This is a genomic window from Paenibacillus sp. FSL W8-0426 (genome assembly GCF_037969725.1).
Classification (GTDB): domain Bacteria; phylum Bacillota; class Bacilli; order Paenibacillales; family Paenibacillaceae; genus Paenibacillus; species Paenibacillus hubeiensis.
The window spans coordinates 5,597,361-5,623,121 of sequence record NZ_CP150203.1 but is presented as its reverse complement, the minus strand read 5'-3'; the positions used below and the strand labels follow the sequence as shown (position 1 = coordinate 5,623,121).

23 protein-coding genes are annotated in these 25,761 nt (G+C 52.1%); 22 read left to right on the top strand and 1 reads right to left on the bottom strand.

What is annotated here, in order from left to right; all coding sequences use genetic code 11:
• Positions 1-24: 24 nt before the first annotated feature.
• From MKY59_RS25380 to MKY59_RS25300, 17 genes are all read left to right on the top strand, one after another.
• Positions 25-957 carry an ABC transporter permease gene (locus MKY59_RS25380; RefSeq protein WP_236414556.1) on the top strand — a complete coding sequence of 311 codons (933 nt, stop codon included), beginning with the start codon at positions 25-27 and terminating at the stop codon, positions 955-957.
• A gap of 58 nt (positions 958-1,015) precedes the next feature.
• Positions 1,016-1,933 (top strand): ABC transporter permease, encoded by a 918-nt coding sequence (locus MKY59_RS25375; protein WP_339274401.1) that lies wholly within the window; start codon positions 1,016-1,018, stop codon positions 1,931-1,933.
• A 33-nt stretch (positions 1,934-1,966) separates the two neighbouring features.
• Positions 1,967-2,515 carry an NADPH-dependent FMN reductase gene (gene ssuE, locus MKY59_RS25370; protein ID WP_339274399.1) on the top strand — a complete coding sequence of 183 codons (549 nt, stop codon included), beginning with the start codon at positions 1,967-1,969 and terminating at the stop codon, positions 2,513-2,515.
• A gap of 69 nt (positions 2,516-2,584) precedes the next feature.
• Positions 2,585-3,457 (top strand): LysR family transcriptional regulator, encoded by an 873-nt coding sequence (locus MKY59_RS25365; RefSeq protein WP_236414550.1) that lies wholly within the window; start codon positions 2,585-2,587, stop codon positions 3,455-3,457.
• 39 nt (positions 3,458-3,496) lie between these two features.
• A complete protein-coding gene (locus MKY59_RS25360) occupies positions 3,497-4,558 on the top strand; it encodes an LLM class flavin-dependent oxidoreductase (RefSeq protein ID WP_339274397.1) in 1,062 nt (353 codons plus the stop codon).
• 203 nt (positions 4,559-4,761) lie between these two features.
• Positions 4,762-5,937, top strand: coding sequence for an amidohydrolase (locus MKY59_RS25355; protein WP_339278475.1), 1,176 nt, complete (start codon positions 4,762-4,764; stop codon positions 5,935-5,937).
• Between the two features lie 182 nt (positions 5,938-6,119).
• Complete coding sequence (gene nikA, locus MKY59_RS25350; protein WP_339274395.1) at positions 6,120-7,715, top strand: nickel ABC transporter substrate-binding protein; 1,596 nt, start codon at positions 6,120-6,122, stop codon at positions 7,713-7,715.
• 1 nt (position 7,716) lies between these two features.
• Positions 7,717-8,664, top strand: a complete 948-nt coding sequence (gene nikB / locus MKY59_RS25345) for a nickel ABC transporter permease (RefSeq protein WP_339274393.1) — start codon at positions 7,717-7,719, stop codon at positions 8,662-8,664.
• A gap of 2 nt (positions 8,665-8,666) precedes the next feature.
• Positions 8,667-9,539, top strand: coding sequence for a nickel transporter permease (gene nikC / locus MKY59_RS25340; protein ID WP_339278474.1), 873 nt, complete (start codon positions 8,667-8,669; stop codon positions 9,537-9,539).
• A gap of 36 nt (positions 9,540-9,575) precedes the next feature.
• A complete protein-coding gene (locus MKY59_RS25335) occupies positions 9,576-10,469 on the top strand; it encodes an ABC transporter ATP-binding protein (RefSeq protein WP_339274391.1) in 894 nt (297 codons plus the stop codon).
• Positions 10,462-11,292 (top strand): dipeptide/oligopeptide/nickel ABC transporter ATP-binding protein, encoded by an 831-nt coding sequence (locus MKY59_RS25330; RefSeq protein WP_339274389.1) that lies wholly within the window; start codon positions 10,462-10,464, stop codon positions 11,290-11,292. Before MKY59_RS25335 ends, MKY59_RS25330 begins: the two co-directional genes overlap by 8 nt.
• Before the next feature lie 89 nt (positions 11,293-11,381).
• Positions 11,382-12,608 carry an MFS transporter gene (locus MKY59_RS25325; protein WP_339274387.1) on the top strand — a complete coding sequence of 409 codons (1,227 nt, stop codon included), beginning with the start codon at positions 11,382-11,384 and terminating at the stop codon, positions 12,606-12,608.
• A gap of 472 nt (positions 12,609-13,080) precedes the next feature.
• Complete coding sequence (locus tag MKY59_RS25320) at positions 13,081-14,340, top strand: S-layer homology domain-containing protein (protein WP_339274386.1); 1,260 nt, start codon at positions 13,081-13,083, stop codon at positions 14,338-14,340.
• 493 nt (positions 14,341-14,833) lie between these two features.
• The gene (locus MKY59_RS25315; RefSeq protein WP_339278473.1) at positions 14,834-17,719 is read left to right on the top strand and encodes a DUF5704 domain-containing protein; all 2,886 of its coding nucleotides are present in this window, start codon (positions 14,834-14,836) and stop codon (positions 17,717-17,719) included.
• Positions 17,720-17,941: 222 nt separating this feature from the next.
• A complete protein-coding gene (locus tag MKY59_RS25310; protein ID WP_236414537.1) occupies positions 17,942-19,153 on the top strand; it encodes a GTP-binding protein in 1,212 nt (403 codons plus the stop codon).
• A 257-nt stretch (positions 19,154-19,410) separates the two neighbouring features.
• The gene (gene rpsN / locus MKY59_RS25305; protein WP_236414536.1) at positions 19,411-19,680 is read left to right on the top strand and encodes a 30S ribosomal protein S14; all 270 of its coding nucleotides are present in this window, start codon (positions 19,411-19,413) and stop codon (positions 19,678-19,680) included.
• Between the two features lie 134 nt (positions 19,681-19,814).
• A complete protein-coding gene (locus tag MKY59_RS25300) occupies positions 19,815-20,147 on the top strand; it encodes a DUF3024 domain-containing protein (protein ID WP_339274384.1) in 333 nt (110 codons plus the stop codon).
• Between the two features lie 251 nt (positions 20,148-20,398).
• Here the strand turns inward: MKY59_RS25300 and MKY59_RS25295 are convergent, their stop codons facing one another.
• Complete coding sequence (locus MKY59_RS25295) at positions 20,399-21,460, bottom strand: helix-turn-helix transcriptional regulator (RefSeq protein ID WP_339274382.1); 1,062 nt, start codon at positions 21,458-21,460, stop codon at positions 20,399-20,401.
• Between the two features lie 276 nt (positions 21,461-21,736).
• Between MKY59_RS25295 and modA the strand changes: the two genes are divergently transcribed.
• From modA to MKY59_RS25270, 5 genes are all read left to right on the top strand, one after another.
• The gene (gene modA, locus MKY59_RS25290; protein WP_339274380.1) at positions 21,737-22,609 is read left to right on the top strand and encodes a molybdate ABC transporter substrate-binding protein; all 873 of its coding nucleotides are present in this window, start codon (positions 21,737-21,739) and stop codon (positions 22,607-22,609) included.
• Positions 22,606-23,289, top strand: coding sequence for a molybdate ABC transporter permease subunit (gene modB, locus MKY59_RS25285; RefSeq protein ID WP_236414532.1), 684 nt, complete (start codon positions 22,606-22,608; stop codon positions 23,287-23,289). Before modA ends, modB begins: the two co-directional genes overlap by 4 nt.
• A 262-nt stretch (positions 23,290-23,551) precedes the next feature.
• The gene (locus MKY59_RS25280) at positions 23,552-23,884 is read left to right on the top strand and encodes a hypothetical protein (protein ID WP_236414530.1); all 333 of its coding nucleotides are present in this window, start codon (positions 23,552-23,554) and stop codon (positions 23,882-23,884) included.
• A gap of 270 nt (positions 23,885-24,154) precedes the next feature.
• The gene (locus tag MKY59_RS25275) at positions 24,155-24,994 is read left to right on the top strand and encodes a transporter substrate-binding domain-containing protein (protein ID WP_339274378.1); all 840 of its coding nucleotides are present in this window, start codon (positions 24,155-24,157) and stop codon (positions 24,992-24,994) included.
• Positions 24,995-25,017: 23 nt separating this feature from the next.
• Positions 25,018-25,761: an amino acid ABC transporter permease gene (locus tag MKY59_RS25270; RefSeq protein ID WP_339274376.1), complete on the top strand. Its 744-nt coding sequence runs from the start codon at positions 25,018-25,020 to the stop codon at positions 25,759-25,761.

Below are 25,761 nucleotides of genomic sequence, written 5' to 3'. Positions count from 1 at the left end.
CATTCAGGAAGGAGATGTCCCGGCATGGCACAAACGATACTGACCCGGATCGCGACCTCATTGTTCGTCATTTTTGGAGCTTCGGTGCTGGTGTACTGCATCATGTACCTTCTGCCGGGGGATCCGGTCCTGCTCATGCTGGACCCTTCCTCGGCCACGCCGGAAATGATCGCAAACCTGCGGGCACAGCTTGGGCTGGATCAGCCTTTCTATATCCAGTTTGCCAACTATTTCGGCGATATGCTGCGCGGCGATTTCGGCAAGTCCATGCTGAATTCCGACCCGGTGCTGCCGAAAATACTGGAGCATTTCCCGGCTACGCTTGCCTTGACGGCGCTCAGCGCCATTATCGCGATCGTCGTTGGCATTACGCTCGGCGTACTGTCCGCCATTCATCGCAATGGCGTCATTGACATTGTCGCCAGACTGGTCGGGTTGTTCGGCATCTCGATGCCGACGTTTTGGACCGGAATCTTGTTGATCCTGTTATTTTCGGTACAGTTGGGCTGGTTCCCGGCCATGGGGTCGGAGGGCTTCAGTTCCCTGGTGCTTCCGGCGGCAACCCTTGGGCTGGTAGGTGCAGGATTTATCGTGCGCATGGTGCGCAACAGTATGCTGGAAGTGATCAACGAACCGTTTGTCGTTGCGCTGCGAGCCAAAGGGCTGACGCAGCGAACGATCATGTACGGGCATGCTTTACGCAATGCGCTGATCCCCGCCGTCACCGTCATCGGCATGATGATTGCCGACTTGCTGGCAGGAACCGTGGTGGTAGAAACGGTGTTCTCCAGACAAGGCATCGGGCGAATCATCGCGGATGCGCTGATGGCCAAGGATTTGCCTGTCGTGCAGGGCGTCGTCTTTTTTACGGCCATCATTTACGTGGTCCTGAATTTGCTGGTCGACATCTCCTACGCGTACATCGATCCAAGGATCAGGCGTGCGGTGAAGGCATGACGATGGCAGATATGCGGAATATCGAAGGGCATTTGCACGAAGCAGGGAGGAGAAGCAGATGAGCATGAAGCCGCTGGCTCAGGAAAAGAAAGCATGGAACCGAACCGCTGGGCGCATTCGTTGGCGGGGCGGCATTCGCAAACGCATCAAAGCATCGTTTGCGATATCGCGGTGGTTTTATTATTCCGCATTGGTTGTGGTTGCTTTTATCGTGGCCTGTGCCATCGTGCCGGGATGGATCGCTCCTTATTCTCCGACGGAAATGATGACGGACGCGATTTTGCAGGCTCCTTCAGCAGCGCACTGGTTCGGCACCGATTATTTCGGACGCGACATTTTTAGCGTCGTTGTGCATGGCAGCCGGGATTCCCTGCTCATCGGTCTCGTCTCCGTTCTGGTGGGGGGACTGGTGGGGAGCGCGCTTGGCATCATTTCGGGGTACGCGGGCGGAATGGTGGATACCGTCATTATGCGTTCCGTCGATATTCTGATGGCCGTTCCCGGGATTCTGCTGGCACTGTCTGTTGCGGCCGCGCTTGGCCCCGGACTGATGAACATCGCGCTCGCCGTGGCCGTCGCAGCCATTCCGGGATATGCGCGTGTGCTTCGCGGGCAGGTCATGTCGGTAAAGGGGCTGCCGTTCATTACGGCTACCCGTTCCTTGGGCGGTTCGAACGCGCGGATTTTTTGGAGGCATGTCCTGCCGCATTCGTTGTCTCCGCTGCTCGTTATGGCTACGCTTGGCGTAGGTACCTCCATCCTGACGGGATCGGGGCTCAGCTTTCTCGGGCTCGGCGTGCTCAAGGAAGTTCCGGATTGGGGCATGCTGCTCTCACAGGGCAGGGGCTACCTGACCGTGGCATGGTGGATTTGCACATTCCCGGGACTCGTCATTACGCTGTTTGTGCTCGCGGTCAATCTGATCGGCGACGTGCTGCGCGACCGATTGGACCCGCAAACCAAAGGAACGGCTTAACACATACCAAGATCGCTTGAGGAGGGATTGTTAATGTCAAACGTCGTAATTATCGCGGGATCGCCATCCAAGCGTTCCCGCCTGACAGGACTGATCGATTACAGTGCAGGAAAATTGGGTGAAGCAGGCACTACGGTAAATATTATTCATGTCGCCGATCTGCCGGCAGAAGATGTGGTTCAGGCCAAATTCGACAGTCCTGCCATTCAGGATGCGCTTGCGCTTGTGCAGGCAGCGGATGCGGTGATTGTGTCCACCCCGGTATACAAAGCTGCCTATTCCGGCGTACTGAAGTTGTTTCTGGATCTGATCCCGCAGGAGGGATTGAAAGGAAAGCTTGCGCTTCCGCTCGTCATCGGCGGTTCCATTGCGCATTTGCTGGCGATCGATTACGCGCTGAAACCTGTGTTAGCCGCCCTCGGCGGAAGACATATCCTTGGCGGCGTATATGCCGTGGATCAGGGCATTGAACGTCTGGAAGACGGGACCTATGCCCTCTCGGCGGAGATCGCCGCACGTTTGGATCGCGCTTTGGAAGAATTGGTATTGACATTAAGCAGGGAGAGCATTACGATCTCCTAAAACCAAGTAAATTAATGGGTTAAATCAATATTGACGTTATCGTCAATGGATAAGGATACGGAGGCGCTTATGAACATTGAGAACATTGAAGCATTTGTATATATCAATCATTACGGAAGCTTCAATAAAGCTGCCGAAGTGCTTTTTTTGTCCCAGCCTTCCGTAACGGCACGCATTCAGTCGCTGGAACGCGAGCTCGGCTGCAAGCTGTTCGACCGGCTTGGCAAACAGATCGTGCTCACGGAGGAAGGCAGGAAATTCCTGCCGTACGCCCAGCAGGTGCTGCAGGTGATCCAGAAGGGAAAACAGAAGCTGCAGCAGCGGCGCACGACGCCGAATGCGCTGCGACTCGGCAGTACCATCTCGGTGTCCACCTATGTCCTCCCCGATTTCCTGCCGAAGGTCAGGGAAGCCTATCCGGATGTAACGGTCAAATTGACGACGGCGACGACGGACCAACTGGTTGCCAAGCTGTTGAACCAGGAAATTGATCTGGCGTTTGTGCGCAAGGTTATGCATCCGGCCATTCGCACGGTCGCTTTTTACGAAGATCCCATTCAGCTTTACGTGTACAAAGGACATCCGTTCATTGAAAAAGGACACGTCAGCATGGAAGCGCTGCGGGATGAGCTGCTTGTGTTCTTCGAATGTGGATCGCTCGATTGGCTGCGGATTCACCGGGCATTCGACTCGCTGGAGCAACCGCCGGATATCGCCTACCATGTGGATCAGTCGGAAACCGCGAAGAAGCTTGTGCTTCAGAAGGCGGGCATCGCATTTTTGCCCGGATTGACGGTGCAGAAGGAAGTTGGGGAACAGGAATTGTTTCCGATCCAGGTGCATGAAGTCGCGGGTGTGTCGTTACAGATCAGCGTCGTGACATTGAAAGAACAACATTCGCCGTTTGCGGAGCCTTTCGGGGAGCTGTTGCGGAAGTTATAGATGAGGCAAGGCAGGTTGGCATGCGAAGGAGGAAAAAGGATGAGTATTCGTATTGGTATTTTGGATCAGACCCCGATCTATGAAGGAGAAACGCCGGTACAGGCTTTCCGGCATACGATCGAGCTTGCCAAGGCGGCGGAGCGGCTTGGATTCCATCGGTTGTGGGTATCGGAACATCACGATTCGGAGCATGTCGCCGGCTCGTCGCCCGAGGTATTGATTTCGCACCTGCTTGCCCATACGGAGCGGATTCGTTTGGGTTCCGGCGGAGTGATGCTGCAGCATTACAGCCCGTATAAGGTGGCCGAGAACTTCAACGTGCTTGCCGCCCTTGGTCAGGGACGGGTGGATCTGGGCATCGGTCGCGCGCCGGGAGGTTTGCCGCGCTCCACCCAAGCCCTGCAGGAGGGAGTGAGCGATGCGGCTCCACTGAAAGAAAAGATACTGCAAGTCAAGCGGTATATTCACAATGAACCGCTTGCGGACGAGACGCATCCTCTGGCAGGCTTGCGTGCCGCACCGGTCGTCGATGCGCCTGCCGAGCTCTACGTGCTTGGAGCCAGCGTGGATAGCGCGGCGATGGCCGCCGAGTTAGGACTGCCTTATGTATTTTCTCTGTTCATTAACGGCAATACGGAGGTGGCGCAGGAGGCCTTCCGCGTGTATCGCGAACGATTCGACCGTTCCGGTGGTTCCGAGCCTTACGTGGCATTGGCAGCGGCGCTCATCGTGGCGGAGACGGAGGAAGAGGCCAAGGAACTGACCAGCGAGCACAAACTCGTTAAAATTCACCTGGAAGGCGGCAAAACGCTGACGGTCGGTTCGATTGAACAAGCGGAACAGTTTGGCGAGCAATCGAATGAAAAATACCGGATCGAGGTGCTTGAACCAAGCACGATCAAGGGCAACAAGGAGAGCGTAGGCCGGGTTGTGGCCAAGCTGCAGCGGGATTTTGCCTTTGATGAACTGATCGTAACAACGGCAACCCGCGATTTCGGCAAAAGACTGCGTTCCTTCGAGCTGCTGCGCGAGGCGTTGGTAGAGCAAGGGCTGGATGCATTTGAGGCAGAGCATGAAGCTATCCAGACCGTTGTCGGCTAACCTCTGGTTGTGCCAAAATTAAATTACCGCGAATCGGGCCACGACCAGAGAAGTTGCAGCTTTGATCGCGAAATGACGTGTTCCATAACGATTTGATGGATCGGAAATTGAACCAAGGGGGCCATTTCATGAAAAGCGAATTGGAGCAGCGAGAGGCGCAGGATTCGCAGGATGCGCCTAAAGAACCAACGTCCTTATCGGATATGGCGGATCGCGGCCAGGATCTTTCTTTCGCGGAACGATTGACGGCCATCCGTCGTCATTTGCATCGTCATCCGGAATTGTCGGGCGAGGAATGGGAAACGACGGAATCCATCCGGGGCTGGCTGGAGGAACAAGGTATTCGCATTGCCGAGGAATACTCGCTTCGCACCGGACTGGTTGCCGAAATCGGGGAAGGCGAAGGTCCGGTTGTTGCGTTAAGGGCCGACATTGATGCACTGCCGATCCAGGAAGAAACGAAACTGGAGTATGCGTCACAGGTGTCCGGAAAGATGCATGCCTGCGGACATGACGCTCATACGGCCATACTGATCGGCGCTGCCGAATTGTTAAAGCAACGCGAATCGCGGCTGCCGGGCAGGGTTCGCCTTCTGTTCCAGCCTTCGGAAGAAAAAGCGACGGGGGCCAAACAAGTGATTCAAACCGGTGCGCTGCAGGATGTTCAAGCCATCTTCGGGCTGCATAACAAACCTGACTTGCAGGTAGGCAGCGTTGGCATCCGCGAAGGTGCACTCATGGCCGCCGCGGACGGCTTTGTCGTTAAGGTGCAGGGCAAAGGAAGCCACGCGGCCGTACCTGAGGCAGGCATTGATCCGATCGTGGTGGCATCCCATATCGTCACGGCCTTGCAGTCCATCGTGAGCCGAAATGTCGGAGCACAGGAAAGCGCCGTGATCAGCGTGACCAAAATCCATAGCGGCACGGCCTGGAACGTCATTCCGGAGGAAGCGGTGCTCGACGGCACGGTTCGTACGTTTGAAGAGAAGGTGCGGGCACGCATCAGGGAGCGCTTCAACCAGGTGGTGGCTGGCGTAGCCGCGGCATACGGCACCACCGCCACGGTCCGCTGGATTCAGGGACCTCCTGCCGTGGTCAATGACCCTTCGCTTGCAGCCTTGGCGGAACAGACCGCCGCAGCTGTAGGATTGAATGGCGTCAGGCCGCTGCCGTCACCGGCAGGCGAGGATTTTTCTTTTTATCAAAGGGAGGTTCCGGGCCTGTTTCTTTTCTTAGGTACTTCCGGGTCGCACGAATGGCATCATCCTGCTTTTGATTTGGATGAACGGGCGCTGCCGCTGGGGGCTGAACTGCTTGCATCTCTCGCGGAGAACGCACTGAGACAAGCACGGAAAGAACACTTCGGAAATGAAAAATAAATGAAGCAAGGGCTGGCACATTGGTGTCAGTCTTTTTTTGTGTGTACAACATAGATTGAATTACATATAATGATAGAAAATATGACAGGGAAATAAAGGGATTCTCCGATAGTGTGAAAATTACTGTCTTAATAGCTTTGATTGCGGTTTTAAGAGAAGCAGAAGGAAGGATTGACCATTCATTGAAAAACAAAAAGCGAGTGTTGTGTAAAAAATGGTTGTTATTGACGCTAACGGTGCTTGCCTCGGCAATGATATTGTCTTCATGCGGCGCAAAGGCAGGTGGCGGGTCTGGTGAAGGAACCTCCGCGGGCTCAGCATCCCAAAGTGAATCTGCGGTTAAAAAGATGACGTTGTTGTTCCATTTCAAGAGCAGTACGCTTGACCCTTCCAATGACCTTGTGGCGGTACGGGCAGGAATTACGGAAACCCTTGTCAGGTTAGACGAGAATCTGGCCGTACAGCCTTGGCTTGCCACCCGCTGGGAAGCACAGGGAGATGATACATGGATCTTTGAGATCAGGAATGGCGTGACTTTCCAAGATGGTGCTCCGCTTGATGCGGCGGCGGTCCAAGCTTCGCTGGAGCGTGCTGTTAGCGTGAATGGGGCATTGAAAAATGCACTCGATATCAAAAGCATGCAGGCTGAGGGGCAGCAGTTGACCATTATGACCAACAAACCCAATCCTGCCCTTGTATCGGAACTGATCAACCCTTACGCTTCGATCATTAACGTTGAGGCCGAAAAAGCGATGGGTACGAAAAATTTCAATCTGGCGCCCGTAGGTACGGGACCTTTTAAGGTAACGAACTTTTCGCCAGGTATCCAAATCCAATTGGAACGTTATAACAGGTATTGGGATGGCGCTTCCCCGCTGCAGCAGGTCGATTTCAAATTCAATGAGGATGGAAACGTGCGCTCATTGGCGCTGCAATCGGGCGAGGTCGACATTGCCACACAGTTGCCTGCTGAATCTGTGGAACCGATCGAGCAATCATCCGATTTGCATGTGGAATCACTCCCTGGATTGCGCGTGCACTTCCTGTTGTTTAACCCGGCGGGGGAGGTAACGAAGGAATTGAAAGTAAGACAAGCTCTGAATTTGCTGCTGGATCGCCAAAGCATTGCGAATGACGTCATGTTGGGGTATGCCGCTCCAGCCAACGGTCCGTTTAATGCGAACCTTCCGTTCGGCAGCACAGATCCCGTTCAACCGGAAAACGTCGAGCTGGCCAAAGCGCTGTTGCAGGAGGCCGGTTATGTGCTCGAGAACGGGAAAATGGTGAAAGACGGACAACCGTTGACGCTGGAATTGTTGACGTACAAGGCACGTCCGGAGCTGCCGCTTATTGCCCAGGTGTTGCAATCTGAAGCGCAGAAAGCCGGTGTAACGATCAACATCCGAACGGTGGAAAATGTAGACACGGCCATCCGTGACAATAACAACTGGGATATCGTGACGTACAGCAATCTGTCCGCGCCTCGCGGTGATGGTGGATATTTCCTTAATTCGGCATTGATGCCCGGCGGGGCACTGAATGCAGCCGATATCGAGATCGATGAGCTGTCGGGCGCGGTTAACACGTTGAATGCCGCAAGCGATATGGACAAGCGAATCCGTCTGACGCAGGAAGCAGTGGAAATTTCCAAGCAGTACATGCCGCATGCTTATATCGTTTATCCGAATATCATCGTGGGTATGAGCGACCGTGTCACAGGCTGGAAACCGGGCGCCGAGGACTACTACTTTATGACGAATAAGATGGACGTGAACTGACGTGTTGAAATGGATAGGGCGACGGCTGACTCAACTGGTCATCGTGTTGTTTGTTTTATCGATTGTCGTTTTTGTGCTGATGAAGCTTGCTCCCGGCGATCCGGTGATGAGTTTGCTGCGAGCGGATGAAATGCAGGCAACCCGGGCACAGGCAGAGGCGCTGCGCGAGGAGCTTGGTTTCAACCGGCCTTTGGCCGTTCAATACTGGAGCTGGATGACGAATGTGATGACGCTTGACTTGGGCGATTCGCTGTTGAAGAACAAACCGGTCCTTGACGAATTGCTTGATCGTTTGCCAGCCACGTTACAGCTTGCGATAGGCGGCATAACCGTGATGGTGCTGATTTCCGTCCCGCTGGGTTTGCTGGCTGCGCGTTTTCCGGGAAGATTGCCTGATCATTTTGGCAAAATGTTTGCTTTGCTGGGGGCATCCATGCCGACGTTCTGGATCGGTCTGATTCTGATCTACCTGTTTTCAACCAAAATGCACTGGCTGCCCACGATGGGCAAGGGCGAATTTAAACATCTGGTGCTGCCATCCATTACGCTTGGTTTCGGTCTGGCGGCGGTCCACACACAGCTGCTCAAAACCGGCATGCTTGAAAGCTTGTCCACGGAATACGTCCGTTCTGCAAGGGCGCGAGGCATCGGCGAATTCAAAATCGTCCTGCAATATGCGCTGCGTGCGGCGTGTATCCCGGTGCTGACGGTGTTTGGCATGACCTTTGGCAGTTTGATTGCCGGCTCGGTCGTTGTTGAAACGCTGTTCTCCTGGCCCGGATTGGGCAGCATGGCGGTGGAGGCTATTTTCCAGCGGGATTATCCGCTCATACAGGGATATCTCATGATGACGGGTGCGTTTACCATTTTGGTGAATCTGCTCGTAGACCTGCTCTATGGCTGGATCGACCCGAGAATTCGTTTGCGCAAAGGGGGAGTCTCCTCGTGAGAATGGCTACAGCTCGTGGGAAGAGCTCTCTGAGTTCTGGCAAATCTCCTTCTTTCAAAAGGCTGCTGCGCAGACCAGGCATCGTGGCTGGTTCGTCCATACTTGTGTTGATGGTATTGCTGATTGTGTTCGGACCGTTGTTTGTTCGGAATGACCCCGATCTGGTCAATATGGCGATCAGACTGCAGGGGCCCAGCCTGGCATATCCCTTCGGTACGGATCAGCTGGGCAGATGCTTGTTCTCCCGTTTAGTAGAGGGTGCGGGTTCGACTCTTGGCATTTCGTCGATGGTCATCGTTATGGTCATGTTGATCGGCATTCCGCTGGGTTTGCTTTCGGGATACATTGGCGGCAAGGTGGATACGTTCCTTATGCGCATTGTGGATGGGCTTAGCGTGCTGCCTGATTTTCTGTTGGTCATTGCCATCTCCGGCTTTTTGGGGCCAAGCATGGAAAACATGGTGGTGTCCATCGTGTTGATCAACTGGCTTGGATATGCGCGCATTGTACGTGGGATCGTGCTGTCCGAGCGGGAAAAAGACTATATTACGGCGGCTGAGGTCGCCGGTGGAAACACATGGACCGTCCTGTGGCGACACTTATTGCCCGCAGTTCTCCCTCCGGTGCTCGTCTATGCCGCACTCGATATCGGCAAAACGATTTTGGTCATCTCGTCCCTGTCCTATCTTGGACTGGGGGCACAGCCGCCCTCCCCTGAATGGGGAGCGATGCTGAACGATGGCCGACCGTTTTTCCAAACCCAACCGGAACTTATGATTTATCCCGGAGTGGCCATTATGCTGGTGGTCATTGCTTTTAATTTGATCGGGGAAGGTGTGAGAGATGGGTTGGACGTTCGTGGCAAACAAGGATGACTTTGATCATGAATTGGTTAAGTTGAGGTGATACTCATGGATTCAGGCACGGTGCCCATTTTAAGCGTACGGAATCTATCCGTTCGTTCGGCTGACGGGGGGCGGATGATCCTGAAGGCCGTTTCTTTTGACATTCGTTCCGGAGAAATATTGGCGCTGGTTGGCGAGAGCGGAAGCGGAAAGAGCATGACGGCCAATGCCATTATTGGTCTGATGCCGTCGGGAATAAAGGTCGTTCAGGGACAACTGATTTTTCAAGGGCAGGACCTGTTGCAGCAGCACGGTAAACAGCGCAGGAAACTGGCGGGCCGATCCATCGGTTACGTATTCCAGGATTATCGGGGCAGCTTCGCTCCGTTCAGAACGATCGGCAGCCAGCTGATGGATGCGATTCGCGCTCACCGAGCATACACGCGCAAAGCATGCAAAAAAATGGTGTTGGAGCATCTGGACAAGGTAGGTTTGCCGGCAGAACGAATCTTTTCCAGTTATTCCTTTCAGCTGAGTGGGGGGCAATTGCAGCGTGCAGCGCTTTCGGCGGTGTTGATGCTGGAGCCAGAGCTGCTGATCGCGGATGAACCAACGACGGCATTGGATGTCATTAGCGGAGAGACCGTGCTTGATCTGATGCAGGACATTCAAGGGCAGACAGGATGCGCCATTTTGCTCATTTCCCATGATTTGCAGATGGCCCTGAAACGTGCCAACCATGTTACCGTAATGAAGGAGGGGCAGATCGTTGAACAGAACACGGCATCGGATATTCGCATGAAAGCGAAGCATCCATATACGCTGAAACTGTTGGACAGCTGCCCAAAAATGCCGGTAAAGGATGATGTGGAGGATGATAAGTCCACTGGTGATGCTGAGGACCAAGAGCGTGGAGATACTGTAGAACGTTCGGATCGGGAGTTGGTGAAGCATGGTTAGCTCTGTCCGTTTAGGTGAACGCTTAGCGGTTCAGGATTTTTCGCGGCCTGTACTGGCCGAGCTTCGGGACGTGTGCAAAAGCTACCGCCATGCCGGACACTTGGTGACAGCACTGCAGGATGTTTCTTTGCAGATTAGGCAGGGCGAGTGTTTGGGGATTGTCGGCGAGAGCGGCAGCGGCAAAAGCACGATTGGGCGCATCCTGCTCTGTCTGGAACGTCCGGATGCAGGCGAGGTTGTCTTTGGTGGCACATCTTTGGTTGGTTTGAAAGGAAAAGCGCTTCGTCAAATGCGGAAAAATATGCAAGTCGTGTTTCAAGATCCGTCATCGTCGTTAAGCCCGCGGCTTCCCGCATGGCGTTCGGTCATGGAGCCGCTGGACAACTTTCCGGAGATCGTTCCACCATTTTTGAGCGAAGCTCGGGGTTCACGCCGGGCATGTGCCGGGCAACTGTTCGATATGGTCGGGCTTTCACCGGAGTATCTGGACCGTTACCCGCATGAACTGAGCGGCGGACAGAAGCAGCGGGTGGCGATTGCGCGCGGCATTGCGCTGAATCCCCGACTGCTGATCTGCGATGAACCGACGTCCAGCTTGGACGTGACGGTGCAGGCCGAAATTTTGCGTATGCTGAAGGGGCTCAGCCGGGAACTGGGCATCAGTTACTTGTTTATATCGCATGACATTGCTTCGGTAGCCTCTATTAGCCAGCGCATCTTGGTGATGAAGAAAGGGCGACGTGTTGACCTGTTTGAAACTGAACGGATTTATGATGCAGAACGCCATGATTATACCCGCCTACTTGTTTCCAAAGTCAAATGATTGTATCGTTGGATGAAGCCGAGGATGAGAAGCTCTCGGTTTCGTCAAGATGGGGTCGGGATTTGAAAGAGAGAAAGTAGGGCGCACTGTTGAATAGAGCTGCACAGCAATCTGAAAAACTGAATCCGGGTTCCTTATCGTTTATCCGGTTTTATATATTGGCTTTTTTGTTTTTTGCCGCCAATTCGGCATTGACGATCATTCTTCCGCTCCGCAGCGAAGCTGCTGGCTTGAGCCAGTCCGAAATCGGTCTGATGATGGGCGCGTACATGTTCACCTGCATGCTGCTGCGTCCTTTCGCAGCCCAGCTTCTTGGACGCTGCGGGCCGCTTCGGGTCATGAAGGGGCTGCTTGTTTTGCATGCAGCGACGCTGCTGCTGTTCATGGTGGGTGGCGTGGAGAGTTACCTGTGGCTGCGGGCGTTGCAGGGCGTGGCTACGGCCTTTTTTTCGATGACGATGCAGGCGGGGATCGTGGAGAGGCTGGAGGACAAGGATCGGGCGCAAGGATTGTCAATGTACACATTGTTTACGATGGTTCCTTCGCTGGTCATTCCCGTGCTGGCGATCCAAATCTGGGAACAGGCAAGCGGCTTCTGGTTTGTGCTGATGCTTGCTGCTCTGGCCGGATTACCGCTATTGTTCGGATTTCGTCTGGATTTGCCGGAGAGCACGGTGCAAAATAAATCGTATACGCTAACGGATATGTTCCGTTCCCTTGGCGGCGTTTGGAAGTGCACTCCTTTGCTGGTGAGCACGGTGGTCATGCTGTTTGCTTCGTGCGTGTTCGGCGCGACTGCGACCTTTTTGCCTTTGTACATGGTAGCGAACGGTGGGGCTAGTGCAGGGTTGTTCTTGACCCTCCAGGGACTGGTGGTGATTGTCTGCCGCTTCGTGCTGCGTAAAAAAATCCCTTCGGACGGCAGTTGGAATACGTGGCTGATGGCCGGATTGTTGCTGTCTGCCGCACTGGGCACCCAGCTGCTATCGATGATGGAAATGATCGGCCCGCTGGTTTATTTGTCTGCGGTGTTCAGCGGGTTTGCGGTAGCATTGCTTTATCCGACGCTCACGACGTTTCTATCATTTGTGCTTCCGGCAGAATCAAGATACGTGCTTATGGGCATTTTCATGTCCTCGTACGACCTTGGTTTCTCATTAGGCGGGCTTGTTATGGGAGTGATTGTGCAGGCTGCGTCATATTCCGCGATGTTTATGATTTGTACGTTGCTGTCGGTGTTGGCAGTGATTCCGGTTGTCGTTTGCAGGAAGCGGATGGAGGCGGCGGGAGTGCTGTTGGATGGGATGAGTCATTGATATGGGAAGATTTAGATGAAATATTTTCCTGTTGCCCTCTGTTCAAAGACCGAGAAATCGGTTATGCTTGATTGCAAGCATGAAATATGATCGACGACGACCTTAAAGCATAAGGCTATGAATCTGCGGATTCGTGGCCTTTTTTTGTTGTTTGACAGGAGGTGAGATAGGTCTTTGGGAGGAGGGGGATGCGTTTTTAGTCGGATGGAATTAATGAAAAATAATCCCAATCTCCCATGTTGCATGGTAGAATATAGGTGATTCTGACAAAATTAGATTTTTCGAATGGTGAGGACAGCGTGGTGGAGTAAGTGGAGCAAGGGAATATGTCTGCTTTCAGGTACATAGGAACATGCAGCAATATAGAAACAGGCTGAGGGCAGACGAGGAAGTAAAGCATGGAGTTAGCAAAAATGGGTCAAGACGCTTCGGGTATCGATTCGAAAAATTCAATTGAAGGAGAGTGCATGGCATGAAAAAGAGGTTATTATCCGGATTGATGGCATTATCTTTGTTAGCTGGCGTTATGGGAACGGGTGGGTCCTCTTCGGAGGCTGCTTCCTCGGTAAAATTTAAAGATGTGCCGGCAACGCATTGGGCATCGGAAGCCATTAATGCTGCAGTGGAACAGGGATATTTAAAAGGATACACCGATGGAACGTTTAAACCCGGTTCGCCTGTAACGAAGGCAGAAATGGCAAGCATTTTGGGAAGGCTGAGGGACCAGCCGAACTCGGCAATCCATCAAACCAATACATTTACAGACATTCCCGCATGGGCGAAAGACGGGGTGGACTTGGCTATTCAAAAAGGGTTCATTGATCCATCCGATTACAAAGGAAAACTGGATGCCGGTGCTTCCCTTAAAAGAGGGGAAATGGCAGTTTGGCTTACTCAAGGTTTGGCAACTGTTGATGCCGATTACAAGCAAGCGCTGTCTGACGTTACCAATACCGTTGTACCAGCTAAAGAATATTTTACAGGTAAACTCGCGGCTTCCGAAAAAAATGCGGTGGCAGTAGCGATGGGCACGGGGCTGATGAGCGTTGCGAATGATAAAATGTTCGGAACTGATCGCACAACCACACGCGCAGAGGTAGCGGTCCTCATTGAACGCTATTCTTCGGTGGCAAAGGCGAAGCCGTCCGATTTTAAAGGTTTGAATGAGTTGCGCCAGGTAGGTTTAACGGGCACGAACTTGAGTATTATTGCGCCGTCGTATAAGAAAACGCCAGAGAGTAAGGTCTCCCCGACTGTTGATTATAGTATGGTAACGGATGATTTTTCAAAAGTGCGGAATAAAGAGATTGTTACCCGAACCAATTATGCGGATCTTAAAATTAGAAATTGGATCGTCGTGAGTCCTTATGCCAAAGAGGATGATCGGAGTATTTACTATCCTGTATTTGTGGACGAGGGAACTACACCTAATCGTGGGTCTTATCATTCTTATGCCGAACTTGAATTAAGAATAAAAGATAAAATGACCCAATTGCAGGCTGGGAGTTTAATTGAATCGCCTACTATAAATGCATTGATTTCACCGTTCACACAGTCTTTTGCGGAATATTCTGTTCCTAAAATTGGAGACTTCGTTAATAGTAAAGGTGAATTCAACGTTAAAGAATCTGTTTACTGGAGTAAAGGGCTTTTACATTTTGATAAAGAGTTAGTTACTCAAGTGAGTCTTTTATCGAAAGAAGGTGCTTTGTACGATGTATCAGTAAATTAATGAATTTGGGGGATGAAACGTGAGTTTTCATTCATTACTTAGAAGAATTATTTTGGTAATAGTTCCATTAACTTTGCTTTATTCTCAGATTTCTTATGTGAAGGCTGGGGGTGGTCCAGGTGAAAAACCACCACTGGATGCTCCCTTTTTTGAACCAACGGTCCCTTCAAAAGTACAAAAAAAGGTCAGCCCAGTTGAGGGAAAAGGTACTAGTAACATTGGTATTTATATCTATCAACTTGATGACTTAAGATGGAGTGTCGACGGGCAGTGTAACGATATTCTGCTGCAAAATGACTCTGAAACTAACAAACCGATTTCTTCGATTGTTTGTGTTAACTTATCATTGGCTGCACCAAGTTACAAACCAGAAGTGTATAAAGATAGCTTAGGGGAAATACACAATACTTCGGAATTTACAGTTACTTCCTTGAAACCAATGTATATGGACAATACCCAATACTATGAACCTGGTAGACCCATTCTAGTATCAGTGGAATCATTTGATGGAGATTGGGTTAAATTTAAAACACAGATTGGTGGAGCTATTCAACCCACCAACTATGGGCCGTATAACCCACCCAAATACTCTGCTTCCTATATTTTCAACACTGACATTTACTGGAGAGCCAGAGCCGAGGTCACCAAAGAAATAAACCTTACTAATGGTGGGTCTCTTAACAAGAATGATACAAAACAACTGAATGCAACAGTAAAGACCAAAACCGGCGATGGCAGTTTTGGCCCAGAAACGAATGTAAACAGTGGAAATGGAGATATCACATGGACTTCCTCCAATCCAACTGTGGCTACTGTTAGCAGTTCAGGGGTTGTTCGTGCCTTAACCGAAGGAACGACGACGATTACGGTATTATGGGTAAAAGATGGCTATCATTTGACAACCTCAACAAATATTGTGGTCGGACAAGGTACTGATGATGGAGGTGGCAATCCAGGCGGGGGCGACGTGGTGTGTGCTCCCACCATCGGTCCGCCTTCTGCGGGCACAACGATGATCATGAGCGATCTCGATCCCAATGCGACGGGAGTCATTCGCGCGGACCAGCGGGATGCGGAGAAATTTGATGTGACAAAGGGAATCCCGACCTCGGAATCGCTCTATACCAATGCGTTGACGGATAATTACCTGTTTAAGCAAGCCTGGGCAAAAATGAGCGGAAAAGTGACCTACAATTGCAGTGGTTCCATTACGTATGAGAGAGAATGGACGGTTCCAGGCCCGGAAGTATGTGATGAAGAGGGCAACTGTACGGATGGAGATCCTGTTCCGGAGCGGGACACCGTTACGAAATCGTACCAATTTCAAATGACCCGCGACTACTCGTACTGGAAAATCAACAATCTGGAAGTGTACAAACTCGCCAAAGCAACGATGAGCAATTATGCGCTGCCTGGCGGCACGGTCACGATGATGCCAGCGGGGTACACCGCACCAACGCTGGAATCGAGGCATGAAGAAGCCGTCGATCGCCACGTGCGTCCTGGGCAAACGGCAGCGATATCGTATACACCGCCCAAATTAACCGGGGGACTCAACGCTCCACCTGATGTTCGTGATGACACCGAACTGCTTAAGGGGATGGCCGAGACCAATACACCGCAAAGCAAAGTGAATAACGATCTGGTCAAGTTTAACAACCAGACGATCATGGATGGGGCCGAATATACGAAAGATGGACCGAACCCATCGAATATTCCGAATCCAACAAAGGTTGGGCGGGATGTACTATACAAACCTGGAAACATGATCAGCAGCACGCTGCTGAACAGAGAAAGCACGGGCAGTTCCGGAAACGTTTCTTATGAATTGCTTCCAGGCAATGTGAATGGAGGGGCCAATCAAGAGCATCCGATTAAGGGGATTAATACGGTAACGGTGCATACACCGACCGTTATGTATTCCGATGCTTCCGATGACCGGGAGCACAATCAGAGAACGACGCCGGATTATGCGCGCAGAGCTTTTATTCTGGACCGGCCTTTTACCGTATCGCTGCCCACCAATGGACAGCATCGCAATATTCCCGGCTACGGGGACAGAGATTATGCAAAGTATATCAAGCGCAAACAGGTGTTATTCCCGTTTGACGTGTATACGGCGAATAAAGTCACGTTTTATCCGGCAAGTACGTGGATCGATATTCCGGTTTCACAGACGGAGACCACCTTTTATTTGCCAACCTGGGTGGATGAGGGGGATTATTCGGTTTCTTATCGCTCATTTGCAGAGAACTCGCCCGAATCAGGCTTTACTTACGAGGACAAGGCAAATTTGGACTTGGTTAACCATGTCGCCGTGAACACAGTGCCTGTGCAAGTGATTGGTCGAGTGTATGATTTTAAAATAACAGATATTGCCGATTACCGTTGGGAAAATGTATTTCGGAAACAAATTGGACGTCCTGAAACAACGGGAAATAACTATTGGGTAGGTCCCTTCGGTATTGATGGCGATCCGCGTGGGAACCTGATGCCTTATATGCTGCCAATCCGTCCAGGGAGTCATCCGGTGCAGGGCTTTGGCAACGTAGCGGTAAAAACGGGTTACCTTTTCCGGTTCGACTTGAAAACCAAAGGCAACATGTTTGGAGGGCAGGATGGCATCCGAATCACGCCGAGCTTCTACGTGGTGAGCCGGGACGGCAAGTCGAGGCAAGAGGTGGACTTGTATTACCATCGCGGGCAGGAGCGTTTGATTCGGATCGGCTCCGAACAGGATCTGGAGAAACGGTACGTCGTGCTTAACGAACGGCTGCGCAATGTCCCCGGAACCGAGCTTGGGGATACGGCCCGCTATCGATATGCCAACGAACTCACGGCCGAGGAACGAGGGCGGCGGACGTTGGCCGAGTATATGGTCCAGCAAACCGAACAAGAATCGCGGCGAAAGACGTGGGTCGGCCGTTACGACTGGATGATACTGCCTGACTCCATCCGGACGTTGATCGGGCCCAAGACAGATCTGCCAGCAAGCGTAAATGCCGACCGGGCCTTAGCCTCTGTCCAGCGTTGGTATGGAGAGTACAGCCTGCCGGCCGATGTATATGCCGTTCCCAAAGGCACCGATCTGGAGGCCGTTGCGAGACAGCAGTCATTGGATGAAAAGTCGCCCGTGTTTCTGCGAGACGGGTATATCGTGGTTAATTTTAATATCGAGACATTGCGTAACGGCAATGTGAACGAGCCTTATCTGCAATATATCCACGCTCCGCTGATGAATCAGTGGAAGTTGGAGGGTTTTGATACACGCCTTTTGAACGGCCAAGGAAACACATGGCCTTTGATGGATGGGGATGTGGTCTTTTACGATGCGGGTCGATCCAGCCGGGACGATTTTCAGTCACAGGTACCGCATTAAAGATGTAGCGTGGTAGGAGAAGTGAACCAAAGAGCCATGAATCGGCCGATTCATGGCTCTTCTCACAACATTTTATGGAATGTTGCCCGCACGTTTACATGAAAAAGGGATTTGACATCTTAAAGCAAGCGGAGTATAGTCATTGTTGTTAATCGTAATAATTACTATTAAATAAAAAAAGATAAAACAATTCATTACTCGTTTCAAAAGGAGAAGAATTTCATGGTACAAAAACAAGTCCCGGTAACGGTTCTTAGCGGTTACCTCGGATCAGGCAAAACAACGGTCCTCAATCATGTGTTGCATAATCGGCAAGGGCTTAAAGTAGCCGTCATCGTCAACGACATGAGCGAGGTCAATATCGATGCGGCGCTGGTAAAGGGAGAAGCAGCCTTGTCCCGTACGGAAGAAAAGCTGGTTGAGCTGTCGAACGGCTGCATCTGCTGCACCCTGCGCAACGATTTGATGCAGGAGATCGAAAAGTTGGTCAATGAGGGTGATTTCGATTATATCTTGATTGAGTCGACCGGGATTAGCGAACCGGTACCTGTGGCGCAGACGTTCACTTATGCGGATGAGGAAACCGGCATCGACCTGACAGGGCTGGCGCGACTGGACTGTCTGGTGACGGTAGTGGATGCCCACCGTTTCTGGCATGACTTTGCCTCGGGCGAAAGCTTGCTGGACCGGGATCAAGCAACGGATGAAGGCGATACCCGCGATGTGGTGGATCTGCTGATCGATCAGATCGAGACTTGCGATGTACTTCTGCTAAACAAATGTGATCTGGTGGACGAGGCCGAATTGCTGAAGCTGGAACATGTTATCCGCAAATTGCAGCCCAATGCCAAATTGATCCGTACCGTGAAGGGGCAGATCGACCCGTCCAAAATTTTGAATACCGGTTTGTTCGATTTTGAAAAAGCAAGCCTGTCGGCCGGTTGGATCCAGGAGCTGGCACGGGAATCCCACACGCCGGAAACCGAAGAATACGGCATCAGCTCTTTTGTGTACCGTCGCCGCAAACCGTTCCATCCGGCTCGTTTGGCCGCATTCATGAGCCATTGGCCGGAAGAAGTGGTACGAGCCAAAGGGTTGGTGTGGCTCGCCGCACAGGGAGATCTCGCCGCAAGCCTCAGTCAAGCCGGGCCATCCATTCAATTCGGACCGGCAGGGTACTGGACGGCGGCTTTGCCCGAAGCGGACAGGGAAGCCATTTTGCAAACCGAACCGGAGATCATGGAGCAGTGGCATGCCGAGTGGGGAGACCGCCAAACCGAACTGGTCATGATCGGCATCGAGATGGAACGTGCGCAGATCGAAGAAGAGTTGGATCAATGTTTGTTGAACGACGAAGAAATGCAGGCGGACTGGGCACGGTTTGATAATCCGCTGCCATGGCCGATCGAAGCCGCGCAGCCCCTGTTGCAATAAAACCATGCATATAAACCGCAAAAAACATACACACGTCAACGGAGAGGCAGAACCAATCTGGAGAAGCGAAGCGTTCGCCAAAAGCTTTCTGAAAGAAAGCTGCATCGGAAGCATAGGCTTATCACCGGACTTTCTCCTTAAAAAAGGGGAAACAAAAAATCTGGGAATAACAGGCGATCGGAAAAAGGTACTGCACTCGCATTGGCCTTGTGTGATTGATAGTGCGGTTTAAATATAACAGAAAGGAATGTACAACCATGGCCAAAAAATCGAAAATCGTCCGTGAACAAAAACGACAGGCAACCGTTGCCAAATACGCTGAACTCCGCCGGGAGCTGAAGGAAAAAGGAGATTATGAAGCACTGCAAAAATTGCCCCGCAACGCTTCTCCGACCCGGTTGAAAAACCGCTGCGAGCTTACCGGCAGACCGAGAGGATATCTGCGCAAATTCAAAGTATCCCGGATTGCGTTTCGCGAACTTGCCCACAAAGGGCAAATTCCCGGGGTAACCAAATCGAGCTGGTGAGGCCATGTTTTGTTAAAGCCTGTTCATGTATGAAACGGGCAGCGAGGAACGTGCGATGAGATGAAGCATATGTTGCAACCAAAAACGATCATGAATCGTTAAAATTTGGACTGCTGCGGGAGATGAGACCAATCGTGGATGACTTCACCCTCTACAATATCCAGGCACTATTGAACGGGTACATTGACGCCAAAATTCCCGCATCGCTTCGAACGATGGTCAAGCTGACATACGAGCTCAACAATGACGAATTGATTCTGACGGAAGAACGTCCCGTAGACAGGCAGACCCCTTGGGAGAAACAGCATATTGCACGCTTTTGTTGGGAATCGGAGCAGTGGAAGGTGTATGCGCTTGCGGAAGGCGGGTGCACATGGCATACGGTAGATGGAATTGGACCCCAAGCCTGCTTCGAGGATTTGCTTGAACAAGTGGAGCGGGATGAAGCAGGCCTGTTTTGGAGATAAGAATAGAGCCCTGCGAATTTGCAATGACGGCGGGAAGACGCTGGATGGCGACAAATGTCACGACATCATGATGCCCCCAAAGAAGAAAACGCCGCGCAGCGAGAAGCTGCAGCGGCGTTTTTTGCATGTTTGGAGGCGAGCAGGGGACCAAACTTCCAGACGGACGGTTCTTGCTCCAATCATCCGAGCCATAGTATGGGTTCGAGATGAAGCATAAGAAAGATCGTGTTGCTTCCGTTTGCCTCGCCGCCCTATGCTTCAAATAAAATTTCGCCGGTCCGGGAGACGTCGTAACCTTCAAAGGCCTGAAGTTCCTGCCTGAATTCCGGGGACTGCAGGATGCGGAGCACCGATTCCGTCCAGGCTTCGTTACCTTTCGTGTTGAGCATGACGAGATCGTATCGTTCCCGCACCAATGGGACGAAGTCGACCCCGCTTACGATCCGCGCAGCCTTCTCGATGCCGACTCCGACATCGGCTTCGCCGGAGCTTACTTTGGCCGCTACGCCCATATGGCTGGTTTCTTCCTGGTCGTAGCCCCAGAGGCTGGAGGCGAGGATGCCGTGCAAACGAAGCTGCTCATCGAGCAGAACCCTGGCCCCGGAGCCTTTTTCCCGATTAGCGAGCCTGAGCCCCTGCTGTTCAAGGTCTGTCCAGTTCCGGAGCCCTCGGGGATTGCCGCGCTGCACGTACAAGCCGGCAGGCCGTGACAACAGGTTTACCACGAAGTAAGACCTGCCGGTCAAAATTTTGCGGATATAAGGCAAGTTGTACTCCCCCGTATCTCCGTCGAGCAAGTGGGTGCTGACCAGATCGGATTCTCCCCGATACATCGAGACGAGACCGTCCAGACTGCCCATAAAGGAGCGCAAGGGACGAAGGTTTCCGGTGTGTTTCTCCATATGCCGCATGAGAATGTCCAAGCTAACGTCCTGTCCTGTTATGACAAGATGCCTTGCCGCTCCCGCCCCGGGCAAATGACCCTGCTCCGGGCGGGAAGGGGCAAGTGGCGCCGAAAAAGCTAGGTCCCCGGATGCCGCCGCCGCAGGATGGGCAGCAATCTCGGCATGTTCGTGAATGAGCCTCGAGGCGGACGGGGCTGCAGCTCCGGTGTCCTGTCCCCGTTGCCCCGAAGATTGCAGCTGTTTGGCGCGACGTTTATAGGCTTCCAGGTCCGTGGCATCGACACGCATCTGTTTGCCGACGCGGTAGGCGACCAGTTCCCCTTTTTTAATCAGATCGTATACGGTCAATTTGGATATTTTCAACAGCTTGGAGATTTCCTCCGTGGTATAGGACTGCTCCTCTGTCATGGTGAAGCGCCTCCTTCAAAAAGGTACATGTATGTCATCTATGGTTCGTTGCTGCGATTCCGCTTCCGGTTGGGGCGTGTTCAATTTACCGTGCCTCTTGTACTATACCATTCCTGCCGGGCGCGATAAACCAAAAGGGACGCAGCGAGCCATAAAGAAAGCCAAAAATAGGGCAAGTGTGCTTTATGTCACCTTTTCATTTGATCGATCTTATGTATAATGAATTATAATTAATTATAACTAGTTATAACGAAACATAACATTGGGGGAGACCGGATGAAAAAGAAATTGGGTTACATATTGGGAAGCATGACATTGGGATTGGCGTTGGTGCTGAGCGGCTGCGGAGCAAACAGCAATGCTGCAGAATCGGCCACCACGGGTGACCAAGCGGCTTCGACGACGGCAACGACTGGCGATAACGCTTCTGCAGGCAGTACGGAGCCTCAGGAAAAAGTAACATTGACCATCTCGGCGGCGGCAAGTCTTACGGATGCCATGGGCGAGATTGAAAAAGGATTTGAGAGCGAAAATCCAAACATCGATTTAAGCTTTAATTTCGGAGCATCCGGAGCGCTGCAGCAGCAAATTGAACAAGGAGCCCCGGCCGATGTGTTCGTGTCCGCTGCGACCAAAAACATGAACGCACCGGTCGATGAACAGCTGATCGCTTCGGCAGACCAGAAAAACCTGCTGCAAAACGCACTCGTTGCCATCGTGCCCGCAGATAGCCAAAACAACATCGCGAGCGAAAAGGATCTGACATCTGATGCGATCCGTACCGTAGCCATCGGCATTCCGGAAAGCGTGCCTGCGGGTACATATGCCAAGGAAGCCCTGACTTACTCCAAACTGTGGGACCAGTTGGAAAGCAAGCTGGTGCAGGGCAAGGATGTTAGACAGGTGCTGCAATATGTGGAGACAGGCAATGCCGATGCAGGCTTCGTGTACAAAACGGATGCTTTGACATCCGACCAGGTAAAGATTGCCTTTGAAGTGGACAAGGCCAGCTATACGCCAGCCAACTACCCGGCAGGTATTATCACAGCTACGAAGCATCGTGCGGAAGCCGAAAAATTCTATGCCTATTTGCAAACGCCCGAGGTGCTGGACGTGTTCACCAAATACGGTTTCTCCATCGCGGAATGAGCGGAACGACCATCGATTGGGGGGCATTCTGGCCTCCCGTTCGCTTATCGTTGCAGGTCGCGTTATTATCCAGCATCGTTGCGGCCGTTCTGGGCATTGCCGTAGCCTGGTTCATGTCCCGCCGTTCGTTTCGGGGCAAAGTGTTGCTGGAGACGGCATTTATGCTCCCTTTGGTGCTGCCGCCAACGGTCGTCGGATTTTTGCTGCTGGTGCTGCTCGGACGCAAAAGCTTGCTCGGACGATGGATTGAAGCGATTTTTTCCGCTCCGGTCATTTTTACCTGGTGGGCCGCGGTGATCGCCTCGGTTGTGGTGGCTTTTCCTTTGGTCTATCAGACGATGAAGTCCGGTTTTGCGGGAATCGACCGCGATCTGGAGGATGCCGGGAGATCTATCGGTGCGAACGAGTGGCAAGTATTTCGATATATCTCGTTGCCACTCGCCGGGAGGGCGCTCATGACGGCCTTTATCCTGGGCTTTGCCCGGGCGCTTGGGGAGTTCGGAGCTACGTTAATGATTGCGGGAAACATTCCGGGCAAAACGCAAACGGTGCCTACCGCGATCTATGTAGCTGTGGATTCGGGAAATCAGCCCATGGCCTGGGCATGGACGGGCGCCGTGATCGTCATTTCGTTTTTAATGCTGTTATGTACGAGGCAGTCTCATCGAGACGGCTCTTGAACTGTGCAGGCAGGGTCTGAAAGGGTACGTTGTATCGATTCCAGAGTAACCCGCGCAAGGATATGTCCTTGAGGCGGGTTATATGTTCATTGAAGGCTTCAATGCATCCGGCAAGCCCGCGATCCAATTGTGGCAAATCACCATCTGATTAAACAAAAAATTTACAACTTTTCTTCTGCAAACTATCGCCTAAACGAACCTTCATCCTGTAAAATAGAAGAGACTGACTCCAACCAAAGCACTGAACTAAGGAGAGACGACTATGAGAACGAAACCTGATTGCGGCGTATCATTGCAAATCGACGACTATCTGGATCTTTTGCATTTTGCCATCCAAATTCAGGATCAGGAATGGCAGCAGTCCCTTATCCATCAGCTCAAAATTTTTCAGCCCGGGGTGGAGCGGCAGGAATCGCCTGAAGATGAATTATGGACGAGATTTACGACAATCAACAGTCGACTGACTGGGTTGCTGGGCCAGCTCCCAGTGGCTCAATCGAATGATGAGCGGGAGAAATGGGAGGAACGGATCGGACTGCTGCAGGTGCAGCGGGAAGAGATCGCCCGCAAAATCAAATGGGCCAGTCGCAGATAGCATAGCATCATGAATGAAAGAAGCCGTTTCCCGGACGAGTCCAAGGGGAGCGGCTTTTTTGGCGAGGGGCCACCGTCAGGAATAGAGAAATTCTATAACGATATCAACATCTCCTATTGCCTGGCATATTGCCTGGACATGGGCGCGATGATATTCTTGGTTCAATCTAATTCCGACTATACAAGTAAGAATGGTTGTTAATATAAATCGGAAGAGGGGAATGGGAGGACACATCATATTTGGCGCCAAAGCCATTGGAGGAGATCGGGAATGGGTAAGCAAAAGGGGATCAAAAAGATTCGGACAGCGATGCTGTTCATCACCATGCTGGCGGTGCTTGCAGGCTGCAGTGCCGGAGGAGGAGCGGATGAGGCCAGCTCTGGGACAAATTCCAGTCAGGGCACGGTAAAGAAAATTATCGTCGGGACCGGCACGCAGTTTCCCAACGTTTGCTTCATTGACGAAAACGGCAAGCTGACGGGTTATGACGTGGAATTGATTCGCGAAATCGACAAACGTTTGCCGGAATACGAATTCGAATTCAGCACGATGGAGTTCAAAAACCTGCTGCTCAGTCTCGAAACGAAAAAAATAGACGTCATCGCCCATCAGATGGAAGTGAATGAGGAAAGACAGGCCAAGTTCCTGTTCAATGACGAAGCATATAACATTTTCCCTAATAAAGTGGTCGTGAGCGAGAAAAACCAGGACGTCAAATCCATCGACGACCTGAAAGGCAAAAAATTGATCGTAGGCGCCACAAGCAATGCGGCGGTATTGGCTGAAAAGTGGAATGCGGAGCACGACAACGCCATCGACATCGTTTACTCCGGTGCCGGTGAAGACACAATAACCCAGATCAAAACAGGCCGGGTGGACGCAACGATCAGCACGCCGTTTGCCATCGATTATCAGAACAAGGCCGTGGATGCGCAATTGAAAACGGTGGGGGATACCCTATCCAATTCCAAGGTGTATTTCATCCTGAACAAGGACGAGGTAGAACTGAAGAGCAAAATCGACGAAGCGCTCAAATCCATTAAAGAGGATGGCACGTTGAGCAAGCTAAGCACCGAATGGCTTGGCGCGGATTATACGGTTGAGGAGTAGACCTAAAGGAGCGTAGGGAAGACATGGGAAAATCGTTCGATCTGTCGCTTGTTCTGGACTTTGTGCCGGAACTGCTGCGATATTTGCATATTACGCTCATCGTGCTCGGCGGCTCCATCGTGCTAGGATTGATCGGTGGACTGCTGCTGGCTGTCCCCAGGCTGTATCGGGTTCCGGTGCTGAGCCAACTGGCCACCCTATATGTCTCTTTTATGCGGGGCACGCCGATTCTGATCAAGCTGTTTCTGGTGTACTACGGCTTGCCGGAACTGTTGAAACCGCTAGGCATTGACCTTTCGCGGGCAGATCCGGTGCTGTTCGTCATCGTGACTTATGCGCTGAGCGACGCGGCATCCTTTGCGGAGATTTTCCGCGGCGCGGTGCGCAGCGTGGACAAAGGACAGACCGAGGCAGCCTATGCTGCGGGCATGACGGCATTTCAATCTTTTCGCCGGATCGTAGTACCGCAGGCGTTGGTCGTCGCTTTTCCCAACATGGCCAATACGCTGATCGGTTCGCTCAAGGATACATCGCTGGCTTTTTCCATCGGCGTCATGGATATGGTGGGCAGAGGCCAAACGCTGATTTCGGCAACCTCCCACGCGTTGGAGGTTTACATCAGCCTGTCGATCATTTATTACATCATCGTCATTGTGCTGGAAAAAGGCTTCGCGCGCACGGAACGCAGGTTGCAGCGCCATGAGCGCAAAAACGAAGCGGGCCTGCCGCCAGCCAGCGCCAAATGGCTGAAACGGATTGCGGGGTGA

Bases quoted from the DNA above. Each gene is read 5' to 3' on its own strand.
- MKY59_RS25380 (WP_236414556.1), top strand. From the start codon at position 25: ATGGCACAAACGATACTGACCCGGATCGCGACCTCATTGTTCGTCATT.
- MKY59_RS25375 (WP_339274401.1), top strand. From the start codon at position 1,016: ATGAGCATGAAGCCGCTGGCTCAGGAAAAGAAAGCATGGAACCGAACC.
- ssuE (WP_339274399.1), top strand. From the start codon at position 1,967: ATGTCAAACGTCGTAATTATCGCGGGATCGCCATCCAAGCGTTCCCGC.
- MKY59_RS25365 (WP_236414550.1), top strand. From the start codon at position 2,585: ATGAACATTGAGAACATTGAAGCATTTGTATATATCAATCATTACGGA.
- MKY59_RS25360 (WP_339274397.1), top strand. From the start codon at position 3,497: ATGAGTATTCGTATTGGTATTTTGGATCAGACCCCGATCTATGAAGGA.
- MKY59_RS25355 (WP_339278475.1), top strand. From the start codon at position 4,762: ATGGCGGATCGCGGCCAGGATCTTTCTTTCGCGGAACGATTGACGGCC.
- nikC (WP_339278474.1), top strand. From the start codon at position 8,667: ATGGCTACAGCTCGTGGGAAGAGCTCTCTGAGTTCTGGCAAATCTCCT.
- MKY59_RS25335 (WP_339274391.1), top strand. From the start codon at position 9,576: ATGGATTCAGGCACGGTGCCCATTTTAAGCGTACGGAATCTATCCGTT.
- MKY59_RS25330 (WP_339274389.1), top strand. From the start codon at position 10,462: ATGGTTAGCTCTGTCCGTTTAGGTGAACGCTTAGCGGTTCAGGATTTT.
- MKY59_RS25320 (WP_339274386.1), top strand. From the start codon at position 13,081: ATGAAAAAGAGGTTATTATCCGGATTGATGGCATTATCTTTGTTAGCT.
- MKY59_RS25310 (WP_236414537.1), top strand. From the start codon at position 17,942: ATGGTACAAAAACAAGTCCCGGTAACGGTTCTTAGCGGTTACCTCGGA.
- rpsN (WP_236414536.1), top strand. From the start codon at position 19,411: ATGGCCAAAAAATCGAAAATCGTCCGTGAACAAAAACGACAGGCAACC.
- MKY59_RS25295 (WP_339274382.1), bottom strand. From the start codon at position 21,460: ATGACAGAGGAGCAGTCCTATACCACGGAGGAAATCTCCAAGCTGTTG.
- modA (WP_339274380.1), top strand. From the start codon at position 21,737: ATGAAAAAGAAATTGGGTTACATATTGGGAAGCATGACATTGGGATTG.
- modB (WP_236414532.1), top strand. From the start codon at position 22,606: ATGAGCGGAACGACCATCGATTGGGGGGCATTCTGGCCTCCCGTTCGC.
- MKY59_RS25280 (WP_236414530.1), top strand. From the start codon at position 23,552: ATGAGAACGAAACCTGATTGCGGCGTATCATTGCAAATCGACGACTAT.
- MKY59_RS25275 (WP_339274378.1), top strand. From the start codon at position 24,155: ATGGGTAAGCAAAAGGGGATCAAAAAGATTCGGACAGCGATGCTGTTC.
- MKY59_RS25270 (WP_339274376.1), top strand. From the start codon at position 25,018: ATGGGAAAATCGTTCGATCTGTCGCTTGTTCTGGACTTTGTGCCGGAA.